Annotated in this window: 13 protein-coding genes; 6 read left to right on the top strand and 7 right to left on the bottom strand. The window is 60.9% G+C overall.

The genetic code is table 11. From position 1 onward, the window contains the following. Positions 1–72: 72 nt before the first annotated feature. From BLU48_RS16065 to BLU48_RS16080, 4 genes are all read right to left on the bottom strand, one after another. Positions 73–852: an ABC transporter permease gene (locus BLU48_RS16065; RefSeq protein WP_005786689.1), complete on the bottom strand. Its 780-nt coding sequence runs from the start codon at positions 850–852 to the stop codon at positions 73–75. Then, entirely contained in the window at positions 849–1,781 is a 933-nt protein-coding gene (locus tag BLU48_RS16070) for an ABC transporter ATP-binding protein (RefSeq protein ID WP_057023557.1), read from the bottom strand. The genes BLU48_RS16065 and BLU48_RS16070 overlap by 4 nt, the downstream gene beginning before the upstream one ends. A gap of 134 nt (positions 1,782–1,915) precedes the next feature. Continuing rightward, positions 1,916–2,533 carry a glutathione S-transferase family protein gene (locus tag BLU48_RS16075; RefSeq protein ID WP_057023779.1) on the bottom strand — a complete coding sequence of 206 codons (618 nt, stop codon included), beginning with the start codon at positions 2,531–2,533 and terminating at the stop codon, positions 1,916–1,918. Between the two features lie 56 nt (positions 2,534–2,589). Continuing rightward, positions 2,590–3,249 (bottom strand): transglutaminase-like domain-containing protein, encoded by a 660-nt coding sequence (locus BLU48_RS16080; RefSeq protein ID WP_057023556.1) that lies wholly within the window; start codon positions 3,247–3,249, stop codon positions 2,590–2,592. Between the two features lie 191 nt (positions 3,250–3,440). Here BLU48_RS16080 and BLU48_RS16085 point away from each other — a divergent pair, with 191 nt between their 5' ends. Both BLU48_RS16085 and BLU48_RS16090 read left to right on the top strand, forming a co-directional pair. After that, positions 3,441–5,888 (top strand): acyl-CoA dehydrogenase, encoded by a 2,448-nt coding sequence (locus BLU48_RS16085; RefSeq protein ID WP_057023555.1) that lies wholly within the window; start codon positions 3,441–3,443, stop codon positions 5,886–5,888. Positions 5,889–5,964: 76 nt separating this feature from the next. Further along, positions 5,965–6,372 (top strand): PA2817 family protein, encoded by a 408-nt coding sequence (locus tag BLU48_RS16090; protein WP_003190109.1) that lies wholly within the window; start codon positions 5,965–5,967, stop codon positions 6,370–6,372. A gap of 60 nt (positions 6,373–6,432) precedes the next feature. Here the strand turns inward: BLU48_RS16090 and BLU48_RS16095 are convergent, their stop codons facing one another. Continuing rightward, positions 6,433–7,407 carry a LysR family transcriptional regulator gene (locus BLU48_RS16095; protein WP_056846298.1) on the bottom strand — a complete coding sequence of 325 codons (975 nt, stop codon included), beginning with the start codon at positions 7,405–7,407 and terminating at the stop codon, positions 6,433–6,435. An 89-nt stretch (positions 7,408–7,496) separates the two neighbouring features. On the opposite strand from BLU48_RS16095, the gene BLU48_RS16100 reads away from it, so the two are divergent. Beyond that, positions 7,497–8,171 carry an alanyl-tRNA editing protein gene (locus tag BLU48_RS16100; RefSeq protein ID WP_057023778.1) on the top strand — a complete coding sequence of 225 codons (675 nt, stop codon included), beginning with the start codon at positions 7,497–7,499 and terminating at the stop codon, positions 8,169–8,171. A gap of 64 nt (positions 8,172–8,235) precedes the next feature. Here BLU48_RS16100 and BLU48_RS16105 read toward each other — a convergent pair whose 3' ends face one another. Together BLU48_RS16105 and BLU48_RS16110 are read right to left on the bottom strand one after the other, a co-directional pair. After that, entirely contained in the window at positions 8,236–9,810 is a 1,575-nt protein-coding gene (locus BLU48_RS16105; protein ID WP_057023554.1) for an alkaline phosphatase D family protein, read from the bottom strand. Next, complete coding sequence (locus tag BLU48_RS16110) at positions 9,807–10,361, bottom strand: GNAT family N-acetyltransferase (protein WP_057023553.1); 555 nt, start codon at positions 10,359–10,361, stop codon at positions 9,807–9,809. The genes BLU48_RS16105 and BLU48_RS16110 overlap by 4 nt, the downstream gene beginning before the upstream one ends. A gap of 190 nt (positions 10,362–10,551) precedes the next feature. On the opposite strand from BLU48_RS16110, the gene BLU48_RS16115 reads away from it, so the two are divergent. From BLU48_RS16115 to BLU48_RS16125, 3 genes are read left to right on the top strand one after another with little or no spacing between them, the layout of a single operon-like run. After that, entirely contained in the window at positions 10,552–10,959 is a 408-nt protein-coding gene (locus tag BLU48_RS16115; RefSeq protein ID WP_057023552.1) for an ExbD/TolR family protein, read from the top strand. A 2-nt stretch (positions 10,960–10,961) separates the two neighbouring features. Then, entirely contained in the window at positions 10,962–11,693 is a 732-nt protein-coding gene (locus BLU48_RS16120; RefSeq protein ID WP_057023551.1) for an energy transducer TonB family protein, read from the top strand. A 23-nt stretch (positions 11,694–11,716) separates the two neighbouring features. Then, the gene (locus tag BLU48_RS16125; protein ID WP_057023550.1) at positions 11,717–14,002 is read left to right on the top strand and encodes a TonB-dependent receptor; all 2,286 of its coding nucleotides are present in this window, start codon (positions 11,717–11,719) and stop codon (positions 14,000–14,002) included. Positions 14,003–14,017 lie beyond the last annotated feature (15 nt).

Consider the following 14,017-nt stretch of genomic DNA (forward strand, 5'->3'; position numbering starts at 1 on the left):
GTACAAGGTGTCTGACAGACCGCTATCGGGAGCGAGCCCCCTCCCACATTTTTTACCGCGTTGAATCGCTATTTAAGTACGCATCCCACGCCCGCTCACCAGCAACCGCGCACAACCGATATACAGCACCACGGTCGCCACGATCATGAAGGTGATCGCCACGCTGATCTTGATGTCCGACACGCCCAGAATGCCGTAGCGGAAGGCGTTGACCATATGCAGCACGGGGTTGGCCAGGGACACGGTCTGCCAGAACGGCGGCAGCAAGGTGATGGAGTAGAACACCCCGCCCAGGTAGGTCAGCGGCGTCAGCACGAAGGTCGGAATGATCGAGATATCATCGAAGTTGCGTGCGAAAACGGCGTTGATGAACCCCAGCAGCGAGAAGATCGTCGCCGTGAGCACCACCACCAGGATGGTGACGCCAAGGTGATGCACCTGCAGGTGGGTGAAGAACAACGACAGCAGCGTCACGATCACCCCGACCATCAAACCACGCAGCACACCGCCGAGCGTATAGCCGATCAGGATTGTGTGCGGCGAAACCGGCGAAACCATCAGTTCCTCGATGGAGCGCTGGAACTTGCTGCCGAAGAAACTGGAGACCACGTTGCCGTAGGAGTTGGTGATCACCGACATCATAATCAGGCCCGGTACGATGTACTCCATGTAGGTGAAGCCACCCATGTCACCGATCTGCCGGCCGATCAGGTTACCGAAGATCACGAAGTACAGGACCATGGTGATTGCCGGCGGCAGCAGGGTCTGCGGCCAAATCCGGGTAAAGCGCTTCACTTCGCGATAGACAATGGTTTGCAGCGCGACGAGGTTGGGTTGCAGTTCCGAACTCATACCGCCACCTTCGCCAGATTTTTCTCCACCAGGGACACGAACAACTCCTCAAGGCGATTGGTTTTATTACGCAGGCTCAACACTTCGATGTTCTGGGTCGCCAACTGGGTGAACAGCGCGGTGATGCCCATGGCTTTGTCCACCTGCACTTCCAGGGTGTGGCTGTCGACCAGGCGGCTTGGGTAACCCACCAGTTGCGGTGCCACCGTCAGGTTGTTCTTCAGGTCGAGCAGGAAGGTTTCCACATGCAACTGGCCCAGCAGGTTGCGCATGCTGGTGTTCTCGACAATGGTGCCGTGGTCGATGATGCCGATGTTGCGGCACAGCTGCTCAGCCTCCTCCAGGTAATGGGTGGTGAGGATGATGGTGATGCCCTTCTCGTTCAGCTCGGTAAGGAAGGCCCACATCGAACGGCGCAGCTCAATGTCCACGCCCGCGGTAGGTTCGTCGAGGATCAACAGGCGCGGCTCATGCACCAGGGCGCGGGCAATCATCAGGCGGCGCTTCATACCACCGGACAGCGAACGTGAAGGTACATCGCGCTTGTCCCACAGGCCCAGTTGGGTCAGGTACTGCTCGGCGCGCTCCTTGGCGATTTTTGCCGGGATGCCGTAGTAGCCAGCCTGGGTCACGACAATATCGAAGGTCTTTTCGAACTGGTTGAAGTTGAATTCCTGGGGCACCACGCCAATGGAACGCTTGAGCGCCGCCGGGGATTTATCCAGGTCATGCCCGAAGATATTCACCGTGCCGCTGGTCTTGTTGACCAGGGTCGAGAGAATGCCGATGGTGGTGGATTTGCCGGCACCGTTGGGGCCGAGCAAGGCGAAGAAATCACCTTCGGCGACATCCAGATCGATACCACTCAGGGCCTGGAAACCGTTGCCGTAGGTTTTGGTTAGCTGCCGGATGGACAGAGCGGAACTCATATCGGGATACGCACCAAAGAAGGGAATAGAAACAATAGATGAGGGCACACCGCCGGTAGTTCAACCGCGGTGCAGTGCGAGCATGGTGCGTGCCCATGCCGCACAAGTACAGTCACCCGTATTAATAGTGTGTATTAAGTCAACGCGGTCATCACCGCTTTGCGATAGGCCGGTCGCTGTTGAAGGCGTTGGTACCAGGCCTCTAGATGGGGCATTGCAGGGCGTTCGATAGGCATCTCGAACCAGGCGTAGATAAAGCTGCCCAGGGGGATATCCCCCATGCCGATCTCATTGCCCGACAGGTAAGGTTGTTCGGCAAGGGCCTGGTCGACAGTCTTGAGCACCTCGATGCAGGCTTGGCGCCCGGCATGGATGTTGTCCCAGTTCTGTTTTTCCGCCGGGGTGCGCAGCACGCCCCAGAACACGGTTTTGAACGGTTCGGCGAACGTAGAGGTGGTCCAGTCCATCCACTTTTCGGCGTTGGCGCGGGCCTTCAGATCGCTTGGGTACCAGTTAGAAGCGTGCTTGGCGCACAAATAACGCACGATGGTGTTGGACTCCCACAACACAAAGTCGCCATCTTCGATCATCGGCACCCGGCCATTTGGGTTCAGGGCCCGGTACTGAGGGGTGTCGACCACACCGAAAGCCCCGCCCGCATCAATCGCCTCATAGTCCAGGCCGAGCTCCTCGGCGCACCATAGTGCTTTCCTGACGTTGGACGAATTTTTACGACCCCAGATTTTCAGCATGACCGCGCCTTCTTGTTGATGAACTTGGCAGGATGAAGGCAGCAGCATACGCCGGTTCAGGCGCGGCTTGAATCGCTCTGCATGTCGCCCAGCAAGGTCGGTGCATCGTCGGCGAACAGGTGCGGGTAACACTTTTGGATATGGGCGAAGAAAAATGCTTCAGGCACGTCAGGAAATTGCCCGTGGTCCACCACGTACTCCATTGAGCGCTGGCCCTGGCGATTGAACGCGTGAAAGACGCTGTCATGGCGGCCATCGAACGCCAGCGGCGGCACATCGAACAGGTCGCACAGTTGCTGGTTGAACGCAGGGGTCGCCTTGACCCAGCGGCCGTTCAGGTAAAGCTCGGTATAACCGTGCATGGCGAACACGTCGCTCTTGAGCAGGGCGAGCAGGCGTGGGGTGGACAGGTGATTGCGCACATCCGCCAAGCCGATTCGGGCCGGGATACCGCAGTGGCGGGCGCAGGCAGCGAGCAAGGTGGCCTTGGGCACGCAGTAGCTTTGGCCGGCAGCCAGGGCGAAGCTGGCGTTCAAGGTGCTGGGGTCACGGCTGAAGGTGTAGGGGTTGTAGCGAATCGTCTCACGCACGGCGTAGTAGAGACTGACTGCCTGGTCACTTAAATCCGCACGGGTTCCGCGATGTTTTTCGGCGAACTCCACCACTGCAGGGTGGTCACTATCGATGAAGCGGCTGGGACTCAAGTATGCGTTCATAAGCTTGATCTCCAAAGGAAGCCTCGAGTCTAACGACAGGCTTGCCACAAGAGATAACGACGATTCGGCCAAATGTCGGCGCCTGCGGATGGGTAGTCGAGTACAACTTGTAACACCCTGATCACCCGGCTTGATCGGATGCCGACTAAGCTCCCTGGTGGTTTCGCCCCTGGTTTCACGGAGGATTGCATATGCTGTTGTTGTGGATACTGGTGCTGGTGGTCGGCATTGCCTACCTGGCACACCGCCGTACCGCCCCCCTGCCCGCCCTGGGCGTGGTCGCCGTCTACCTGCTGGCGATGGGCGCCTGGAGCCACGCACCGGGTTGGCTGCTGCTGATCTTCTGGGTGCTCATCGCCGTGGTCGCCGTGCCGTTGCTGTTGTCCGACCTGCGCCGCCAATACTTCACCAAGCCGCTGTTCAGCTGGTTCCAGAAAGTCTTGCCGCCGATGTCCGAGACCGAACGCGATGCCATCGATGCCGGCACCGTCTGGTGGGACGGGGAACTGTTCAGCGGGCGCCCCGACTGGGATAAATTGCTAGCTTACCCCAAGGTGCAATTGACCGAAGAAGAACAGGCGTTTATCGACGGTCCTACCGAAGAACTCTGTGCCATGGTCAGCGACTGGGAAATCGGCCAGGCCATGGACCTGCCGCCGGAGGCCTGGGAACACATCAAGACCCACGGCTTTTTCGCCCTGATCATTCCCAAGGAGTACGGTGGCAAAGGCTTCTCTGCCTATGCCCATTCCCAGGTCGCCATGAAGCTCGCGACCCGCAGCGGTGACCTCGCCTCGACCGTGATGGTGCCCAACTCCCTCGGCCCGGCCGAACTGCTGCTGCACTACGGCACCGAGGAACAACGCAACCACTACCTGCCGCGCCTGGCCCGTGGCGACGACATTCCATGCTTCGCCCTCACCGGCCCGCTGGCCGGCTCTGATGCGGGCGCCATGCCCGACACCGGGGTGATCTGCAAAGGTGAATGGGAAGGCAAGGAAACCCTCGGCCTGCGCCTGAACTGGGAAAAACGCTACATCACCCTCGGCCCGGTCGCGACCCTGCTCGGCCTGGCCTTCAAGGCCCATGACCCGGACCATCTGCTGGGCGCGGAAGAAGACCTGGGCATCAGCCTGGCGTTGATTCCAACCGATACTCCCGGCGTAGAAATCGGTCGTCGTCACCTGCCACTTGGTGCCGCGTTCATGAACGGCCCCAACTCCGGCAAGGACGTGTTCATCCCCCTGGAATACCTGATCGGTGGCCAGGAAATGCTCGGCAAGGGCTGGATGATGCTGATGAACTGCCTGTCGGTGGGCCGCTCCATCTCCCTGCCTGCGGTCGGTACGGGCGCGGCCAAGTTCACCAGCCTGGTGACCGGGCAATACGCCCAGGTGCGCGAACAGTTCAACGTACCGCTGTCGGCCTTCGAAGGTATCCAGGAAGCCCTGGCGCGCATCGGCGGCAATGCCTGGCTGATGGACAGCGCCCGCATGCTCACCGCCAATGCCGTGGATTTGGGCGAGAAGCCCTCGGTGTTGTCGGCGATCCTCAAGTACCACCTGACCGAGCGCGGCCGTGAGTGCATCAGCCACGCCATGGACGTGCACGGCGGCAAGGGCATCATCATGGGCCCGAACAACTATCTGGGACGTAGCTGGCAAGGGGCGCCGATCTTCATCACGGTGGAAGGCGCGAATATCCTTTCGCGCAACCTGATGATCTTCGGCCAGGGCGCGATTCGCTGCCATCCGTTCGTCCTCAAGGAGATGGCCCTGGCCGGTCGCGAAGACCGTGACCAGGCGTTGAAGGAGTTCGACGGCCTGCTGATGCAACACATCGGCTTTGCCGTGAGCAACGCGGCCAGCACCCTGGTGCTGAACCTGGGCTTCGGGCATTTCGAGAAAGCCCCCGGCAACCGTTTGAGCCAGGGCTACTTCCGCGCCCTGAACCGCCAGGCGGCGGCGTTTGCACTGCTGGCCGACCTGAGCATGATGCTGCTGGGCGGTGAGCTCAAACGCCGCGAACGCTTGTCGGCACGTCTGGGTGACGTGCTCAGCCATATGTACCTGGCATCGGCGGCGCTCAAGCGTTATCACGACCTGGACTCGCCGGATCACCTGGAACCGCTGTTTGCCTGGGCCATGGAAGAAAGCCTGGGTGAATCGGAACGCGCACTGGATGAACTACTGAGCAACTTCCCGAACAAAGTGTTGGGCTGCCTGCTGCGGGTGATCGTGTTCCCGTTCGGGCGTCGTCACACCGGGCCGTCCGACGCGCTGGATGCCGAAGTGGCCGCGGTGATCGGTCGCGCCAAGGGCGACCCGACCCTGGAAGAATTGCTGGCCGGCTGTTATCGCCCGCAATCGGCAGAAGATCCCGTGGGCGCGCTGCAGCATGCCTACGACCTGCTCGGCGCCAGCCATCCGTTGCAGAAAAAACTGCATGCCGCACTTAAAAGCGGGCAAGTCAAACCGACGGCCGGTGAGTCTGCCATCGACGCAGCCCTGCACGCCGGCGTGCTGCAACCGGCCGAAGCGCAAACCCTGCGTGACGCCGAAGCGGCGCGGCGCAAGGTGATCGACGTGGATGATTTCAGCAAGGAAGAGCTGATGCAGGCCGAAGGTAAAGTCCGCTGAGTCAAGCGGTCATATAAATACGGGCGCGAGAGGCATATACTCTCGCGCCCGTTTTTGCTTTAGAGGACTTTATCTCGTGTCCAACGTCGTTGCCGATCATCTCGTCTTGCTCGACCACTTGCGCAGCATCCTGGTTGCCGTCGGCGAAGCCGAACAGGTGCCCGAGGAAAGCCACTCGCTGTTCCTGGAGCGTTTTGACGAACTGCGCGCCCTGCTGCCAATCGACCCGATCGAAAGCCAGTACCTGGGCCAGGACCTGATGAGCCAGGTCATCCTGCGCTACCCGCAGATCGCCCATTTGGTCCCCCGCGATCTGCTGTGGTTCTTTGGCGGTGACTGCCTGCACTTCATGCCCGACGAGGAACTGGACCTGTACCAGGCCCTGGAAGAGCGTCGCTATGAAGCCGAACAGAACGACGAACCGTTCGACTGGAACCAGGAAAAGCAACTGCTGGCCATGCCCCAAGACCAGAGCAAGCACTGACTTTTCAAACACTGAGATTCAAATGTGGGAGGGGGCTTGCCCCCGATAGCAGTGGGTCAATCAATGCAAAGGTGACTGACAGACCGCTATCGGGGGCAAGCCCCCTCCCACATTTAGCTTTGGCTCTTTCGCCATGCACTCCACCAGATAATCAATAAATACCCGCAACTTCGGCGGCAAGTACCGCGTCGGCGAGTGCAGCAACCACGCCTGGCCATGGTAAGACGCAATAAAGTCCCACGCCGGCAACACTTGCACCAACTGGCCCGCCGCCAACGCATGCCGCGCCGTGAAATACGGCAAGCTGCCAATCCCCACATGCTGCAATACCGCATCCAACCGCACCCCAGTGTGGTTCGCCGCATAACGCCCGCGTACGCCAACCGTCACCGCCTTGCCGGCCTGGCGGAATTTCCAGCGCGAGTCGCCCGGGGTTTCCCCCAGGTAGATGCAACTGTGTTCGAGCAAATCGTGGGGATGGCACGGGGTGCCATGCTCGGCCAGGTACTGCGGCGTCGCGCACAGCAAGTGTTCGATGGGCAATAACTGGCGCCCGACCAAGCCAGGCGGCGGGCTGTCAGTGATGCGAATGCTCAGGTCGACATTATCGTCGATCAGGTCCACGTGCCTATCCTCGAGGATCAACTGCACATCCACCTTGGGATAGCGCCGCAGAAATTCAGGCATATGCGGATGCACCACAAAGCGCCCCACCGCCTTGGGCACGCTGACCCGCACCAGGCCCTCGGCTTCATGGTTGAACTGGCCACTGATTTCCATCACCGAGCGGGCCGCGTTGACCATCTCCTGGCAACGCTTGAACACCTCTTCGCCACCCTCGCTCAGGCGCAGCTTGCGCGTGGTGCGTTGCAGCAAGCGCGTGGCCAGGGCCTGCTCCAGGCGTGAGATGCTGCGGCTTACAGCCGAGGGTGAAACGCTCAGTTGCCGCGCCGCTTCGGAGAAGCTGCCGGTTTCCACGACTCTGACGAAAATTGCCATTTCGCCCAGCAGCGACAAGGGAAGATTGATGCTCATGACGCACAGGTCCATTGATAATTGAGTGGATTATCACCCATCCACGCACTATTTATACTGTCCGCAGAACCCCGATGCGGATGTAGATGATGACCGAGCGCCTGTTTTTTACCCACGACCACCTTACAGCCGAGCTGGAAGTGCTCAGTTGCACTGCGCACGAAGAGCAATTTGCCGTGATCCTGCAGTCGACGATCTTCCATCCCCAAGGCGGCGGCCAGCCGTTCGACACTGGCTGGCTCGGCAACAGCCAGGTACTGCGCGTCATGCAGGAAGCCGAGCATGTAGTGCATTACGTTGATCAGCCGTTGCAACCCGGCCCGATCATTGCGCGGGTCGATGCACAGCGCCGCGCGCTGCACACCCGCCTGCATTCGGCGGGGCATTTGATTGGCAATGCCGGCGAACGCCTGGGCTGGATGCCGATCAAGGCCCACCATTGGCCGGATGAAGGCAAGATCACGTTTATCCGTGGCGAAGCGGCACAGGACATGGATGCCCAAATGCTTCAACTGCAGGTCAACCAATGGATCGCCGCCGACTACCCACGGCATATGAGGCTGGAAGAAGGCATCCGGGAAGTCGGCTTCGGCGAATTGCCGTCATACGCTTGCGGTGGCACCCATGTGCAAACGTTGAGCGAACTGGGCCAGGTGACGATTTTGGCATTGTCGGAGAAAAAAGGCGCCCTGTCGGTGCGCTACGAAATCAATGTGGGAGTGGGCTTGCTCCCGATGGCGGAGGTTCAATCACAGCATGAGTGACTGACCCACCGCTATCGTGAGCAAGCCCCCACCCACAGTGACCGATGCGCCACAGAGAAATAGGCTACACGGCAATCGCCCCCGCCCTCCCCGGTTCTAGCACAAAAGACTTCAACGTCGACACCGTCGCCACCGGGTCACGCGGGTCACTGATCGCGCGAAATTTCGTCAGCATCCGCTGGGCCGTCAACTCCACCGACACGTACCCGCGCTGGCGGCTGTCGAAAAACTTCACATGGGGGTTGAGCGGCATGATCTTCATGAAGGCGTCATAGGGCGGCCCGTCTGACGTCACCGACGAGCCGACGAACTCGGTGGCGACCACCGCCGAGTCCGGATTGTCGGCTTTTGCATGCAGGTCCGTGGCCCAGAACGAATGTATGTCGCCGCCCCAGAACACCGGGTTGCTGAGCCGATGGCGCGTGATGGATGCCAGCATGCGCGAACGGTTGGCCATGTAGCCATCCCAGCCATCGGTCCAGCGTCCCGGCTTGTGGTTAGTGAGATCACGCTGGATCAGCGGCGCCACCAGCAGGTCCTGGGCGATCACGTTCCACTGCGCCTTCGACTGGGCAAACCCCTGGTCCAGCCAGGCTTCTTGCTGCCAGCCAAGCAACGTGCGGGCAGGGTCACGCAAGTCACGGCATGGGCTGGTCTCAATGTGCCCTTGGCGACTGCCATTGGCCTGGGTACAGGGTTGCCCGGAGCGGTATTGGCGACCATCGAGCACATGGAAACGGGCGAGCCGGCCATAGTCCAGGCGCCGGTAGATGCGCATGTCCGCGCCTTTCGGCACGCTGCTGGCGCGCAGGGGCATGTGTTCGTAATACGCCTGGTAAGCCGCCGCCCGTTGCTGCAGAAATTGCGTCACGCCGACCTTGGGGTCCTGGGACCAACGGTTGGCATAGTCGTTCTGCACTTCGTGGTCGTCCCAGGTCGCCACACTGGGTGCGGCAGCGTGCAGGGCCTGCAGGTCCGGATCGGTCTTGTACAGCGCGTAGCGGTTGCGGTAGTCACTCAGGGTCTGCGCATTGCCGCTGCCATGGGAGCGAAAAACCTTGCCGGAATCCGCCGCGTAGGAACTGTCGTAGATATAGTCGCCGAGGAAAAACACCAGGTCGGGTTGCTCGGCGGCGAGGTGCCGGTAGGCGCTGAAATACCCGCGCTCCCAGTGCGAGCAGGAGACAAACCCCAGCCGGGCCGAGGCCATGGCATGCAGCGGCGGTGCGGTGCGCGACTGGCCCACCGGGCTTTGCGCACCAAGCCCTTCAAATTGGTACCAGTACGGCCTGCCCGCCGCCAGCCCCGCCACCTCCACATGCACCGAATGGGCGAAACGCTCAGTCGCCAGCACCTCGCCCTGTTTCACAATGCGCGTCATCGCCGCATCGCTGGCCACCCGCCAACGCACCGGCACCGCGCGACTCAAGCCACCACACCCGTCTGCGGCGTTGAACAACGGCGCCAAGCGCGTCCAGATCACAAAGCCATCCGGCAACGGGTCGCCAGACGCCACGCCGAGGGTGAACGGATAATCCACCCCGGCACTGCGCGCAAACGGGCTGAGGATGGAAAACGCCGTAGCGACCGTCAGCCCGCCCAGCACCCGGCGTCGGTCATGGTCCACGCCACCGCTCACAACCGGCGCTCCCAGTCGTCACGCACGGTGGCAAACCCGAGCAAATCCTCGTACACCCCATTTTTCAGAAACGCCTGGCGCATGCAGCCTTCATAACGCAGGCCGATCTTCTCCATGACCCGCGCCGACTCCTTATTGCGGCCAAAACATTGGCTGCCTACGCGCTGCAACCCCAGTTCAGAGAAGCCGAAATCCATCACCGCGCTCGCCGCTTCGGCGGCATACCCCTGGTTACGGCAGTGCGCCGCGACCCAGCCACCCAGGTGCCCATAGTGATGGCGAGCATTGAGCCGCAGGCTGACCATGCCGATCAATTCGCCGGATTCACGCACATGCATCCCCAGGGTCAGCAACTCACCTGTGCGGTATTTCTGCGCCGCACCGGCAATAAAATCCTGCGCTGTTTCCAGCGTATAGGGCGAGGGAATATTGGCCGTGTTGTCGGCAATTTTCGGCCCGTTGGCGAGCGAAAAAAGCACCTCGGCCTGGTGCATTTCCAAGGCTCGCAATAGTAGCCGCGGGGTGGACAAATGAGGCAACTCAGTGGGCATACGGGGCGGCTCCCGAGATAAATTCCTCGAGGATGTACCCCCTGCATGTCAGTTTCATTACGTCGCAAAAGTGACCGGTAAGTTTTCTGAAAGACGCGTCCTAGAGCCTTTAAACCGTCAATTAAAGTTAACCGTTCGGTCATTTTTGCCTGTTAGCGTCTTGCCCCTAATTCACTGACGGGGTAACGGAATGAGAACCTGGGACGAACCCAAGAAACGCAAGGCGCACATCGAGCTGATCCCGATGATCGACGTGATGATGTTCCTGCTGGTGTTTTTCGTACTGGTGAGCTTGAACGTGATTCCCGCGCTCGGCATGAAGACGCAATTGCCCAGTGCCAGCAGTTCACAGCAGCTCAAACCGCAAAACAAATTCATCCTCACCCTGGGCCTGGGAGGCCAGTTGCAACTCGACGGCAAGGACCTGACGGTGGCTGCCTTGGTGCCGGCGCTGAAGGCCGCCGAAAAGCCCGATACCAAGTCGACGATCATCGTCAACAGCGACAAAGGCGTTGAGGTTTCGCGCCTGGTGGAAGTGATGGACACCCTGCGCCTGGGTGGCTTCACTTCCGTTTCCATCGCTACGCGTAAGTCCTGATCATGTACGTGCTGTTTCGTGCGCGTCAGCTGCTGGGCAGTGTACCGGCCGTGATCGCCCTGGTGCTGATTGCACTGGGTATCCAATCCCAGACCTTGAAGGTCGAGCCGGTGTATGACGAGTCGGCGGTCGAGTTGGCCTTGGTCGAACCGGAGCCGGAAGTCGTCCCGGAACCGGTGGTGGAGCAAGAGCCGCCACCGCCGGTGATCGAAGATGAGGAGGCCGAGCCGGCGCCACCGCCACCGCCACCCAAGCCACTGCCCAAACCCGAACCCAAGCCCAAGCCAAAACCGGTGCCCAAGCCGGTGGTTGCCAAGGCCGCGCCAACGCCTGCGCCGGTGGCCGCAGCCAAACCCGTTGCGCCCGTGGCAGCCCCGACAGCGCCTGTAGCGCCGCCAGCCCCGCCAGCCCCGCCGAAAGTCGATGGCCAGGCCCTGGAAGGCGGTTATCTCAAAGGCTTGCGCAACGAGCTGGACACCTACAAGCAGTACCCCACCGGGCGCCAGGCGTCCCTCGAACGCCCGAGTGGCGAGGTGGTGGTGTGGTTGCTGGTAGATCGCCAGGGTCGCGTTCTCGACTCCGGCGTACAAAGCCCGGCCTCAAGCATGCTGCTCAACCGGGCCGCCACCAACAGCTTGCGTCGCATCAAGCAAGTCAAGCCGTTCCCCGAGCAAGCCTTCGGGGGGCGCAACGAGCAACGCTTCACCGCCACCTTCAACTACAGCGTGCAATAAGCACCCGACCCAGGACGACAGTGATGAAGTTCACCCGTATTCATCTGGCACTCGTTGCCGCGACCAGCATGACCCAGGGAATGGTCATGGCAGAGACCAGCGACAGTGACGTCGGCACCATTGGCGTACAAGGCAAGGCGACCGCCGGCGGCGGCTATATGGTCCCGGAGGAGAGCATCAAGGGCCGCTCCACGGTAACCAAGGAAGCCCTGGACAAACAGGCCGCGACGGGCAACGCCATCGACAAGCTCAAGTACACCCCGGGCTTGAACATCTCCAGTGAAGACAACACCGGTCTCTCGGGTTTTCGCTTCACCATGCGCGGCATGAACTCCGACCAGGTGGGCATGTCGGTGGACGGCATGCCGATCAACGACTCCGGCAACTATGCGCTGTACTCCAACCTGCTGGGCGACCCGGAGAATATCGACCAGATCTTCGTCACCCAGGGCGCATCGGAAGCCGACGGCCCGCACATCGGTTCCAGCGGCGGCAACATCGGCATCGTGACCATTCGCCCGACCAAGGAAACCGGCGCCTTCGTCAAGCAAGTCGTCGGCAGCAACGCCACGCGCAAGACCTTCGCCCGTCTCAATACCGGCGAGATCAATGGCCTGAGCAACTGGCTGTCGGTGTCCCATACCGAAGGGGAAATGTGGCGTGGCTCAGGCGCGGTGCGCGCTGACAAGGTTGAGTGGAACAGCTTCTTCGACGCCGGCAACGGCAACACTGCCAACCTGATCCTCAAGTACCACGAGCAGGACAACAACAGTTACAGCCAGTTGACCAAGGCGCAGTTCCAGCAGAACGGCCGCAAGTACGATCCCTACCCGGCGACGCCGAGCGTGGGCAGCAACGGCAAGTACAACAGCTACTACGCCCTGGCGCAGAACCCGTTCCAGACCTTTACCGCCGTGCTCAACACCCAGTTCAAACTGGCCGACAACCTGGCCCTGTCGGTGATCCCGTATTACTACTGGGGCAACGGCAGCGGCGTCGGCGCGTCCGCCTATGCGCTCAACCGCGGCTCGAACCAGGGCGGTGTGTTCGACCTCGGCAACCTGCCCACCGCCGCGCAATACAACGCCGATGGCACGCCGAACAGCGGCGTGTACTACCGCCCTTCGCGCACCCAGACCTGGCGTCCGGGCATCACCACCAAGCTGACCTGGGACCTGGGCGACCACAGCCTGCAGTTCGGCTACTGGTACGAGCGCGCACGCCAGAGCCAGACCCAGCCGTTCATTCCGCTCAAGAGCAACGGCAAGCCGGTAGACACCTGGCCCGACTCCAACAGCGCCATTGTCGATGCCAATGGCAAGCAGATCCAGGGACGGGACCGCTTCACTGTCACCCCGGCGCAAAAAGTCTGGGCCCAGGACACCTGGTACATCAACCCGGACTGGACCTTCATCGCCGGCCTTGCGTACATGAACGTCGAGCGTGACGGCACCAACCACGGCAGCCTCACCGAGCAGCCGGAAAAACGTAACCAGACCTATAACAAACTGCTGCCCAACGTCGGTCTCAAATACCAGCTGGACGAGCGTGACCAGCTGTTCTACAGCCTCTCGCGCAACATGCGCGTACCCCAGAACTACGCGCTCTACGACAAGGGCGCCGACTCTATCAACCTCGAGCCGGAAACCAGCTGGAACCATGAACTGGGCTGGCGCTACAGCGGCGACGACATGAGCCTGGCCGCTACCCTTTTCTACATGGACTTCAAGAACCGCCAGGTGTCGTCCAAAGACATCAATGGTGACGCTGCCGACATCAACGTCGGCGCGGTCACCAACAAAGGGCTGGAGCTGGAATGGAGCGGCCAGTTGCCTCACCACTTCAACTACTACACCTCCTACACCTACACCAAGGCCGAGCAGCAAGACGACATGACCGTCTACAACGCCGGCAAAGCCATCGTCTTGCCCACCAGCGGCAAGCAGTTCGCCAACGTGCCCAAGAACATGCTGGCGGCCAACATCGGTTATGACGACGGGCGCTTCTACGGCACCTTCGGCGGCAAGTACACCAGCAAGCTCTACGGCGACCTGACCAACGACGAGGCGATTTCCGGCCGCACGGTGTTCAACCTCGGTGCCGGTATCTACCTGCCGGTGGACAAGAAGGTGGTCAAGGACGCAACCCTGCGCCTGAACGTCGACAACCTGTTCGACAAGAAGTACCTGGACGGCGTGTACACCACCAAGACCAATGCGGCCAGCTACAGCGGCTTCCGCGATGGCGACCCGGCGTACATCGTCGGTCTGGACCGCACCGTAACGGTTTCGCTGGAAGCGAATTTCTAAGACTGACCCAAGAGG

Source organism: Pseudomonas synxantha, from assembly GCF_900105675.1.
Classification (GTDB): domain Bacteria; phylum Pseudomonadota; class Gammaproteobacteria; order Pseudomonadales; family Pseudomonadaceae; genus Aquipseudomonas; species Aquipseudomonas synxantha.

What these genes read in the sequence shown, in the direction of transcription:
- BLU48_RS16065 (WP_005786689.1), bottom strand. Translation starts at nt 852, where the DNA reads ATGAGTTCGGAACTGCAACCCAACCTCGTCGCGCTGCAAACCATTGTC.
- BLU48_RS16070 (WP_057023557.1), bottom strand. Translation starts at nt 1,781, where the DNA reads ATGAGTTCCGCTCTGTCCATCCGGCAGCTAACCAAAACCTACGGCAAC.
- BLU48_RS16075 (WP_057023779.1), bottom strand. Translation starts at nt 2,533, where the DNA reads ATGCTGAAAATCTGGGGTCGTAAAAATTCGTCCAACGTCAGGAAAGCA.
- BLU48_RS16080 (WP_057023556.1), bottom strand. Translation starts at nt 3,249, where the DNA reads ATGAACGCATACTTGAGTCCCAGCCGCTTCATCGATAGTGACCACCCT.
- BLU48_RS16085 (WP_057023555.1), top strand. Translation starts at nt 3,441, where the DNA reads ATGCTGTTGTTGTGGATACTGGTGCTGGTGGTCGGCATTGCCTACCTG.
- BLU48_RS16095 (WP_056846298.1), bottom strand. Translation starts at nt 7,407, where the DNA reads ATGAGCATCAATCTTCCCTTGTCGCTGCTGGGCGAAATGGCAATTTTC.
- BLU48_RS16100 (WP_057023778.1), top strand. Translation starts at nt 7,497, where the DNA reads ATGACCGAGCGCCTGTTTTTTACCCACGACCACCTTACAGCCGAGCTG.
- BLU48_RS16110 (WP_057023553.1), bottom strand. Translation starts at nt 10,361, where the DNA reads ATGCCCACTGAGTTGCCTCATTTGTCCACCCCGCGGCTACTATTGCGA.
- BLU48_RS16115 (WP_057023552.1), top strand. Translation starts at nt 10,552, where the DNA reads ATGAGAACCTGGGACGAACCCAAGAAACGCAAGGCGCACATCGAGCTG.
- BLU48_RS16120 (WP_057023551.1), top strand. Translation starts at nt 10,962, where the DNA reads ATGTACGTGCTGTTTCGTGCGCGTCAGCTGCTGGGCAGTGTACCGGCC.
- BLU48_RS16125 (WP_057023550.1), top strand. Translation starts at nt 11,717, where the DNA reads ATGAAGTTCACCCGTATTCATCTGGCACTCGTTGCCGCGACCAGCATG.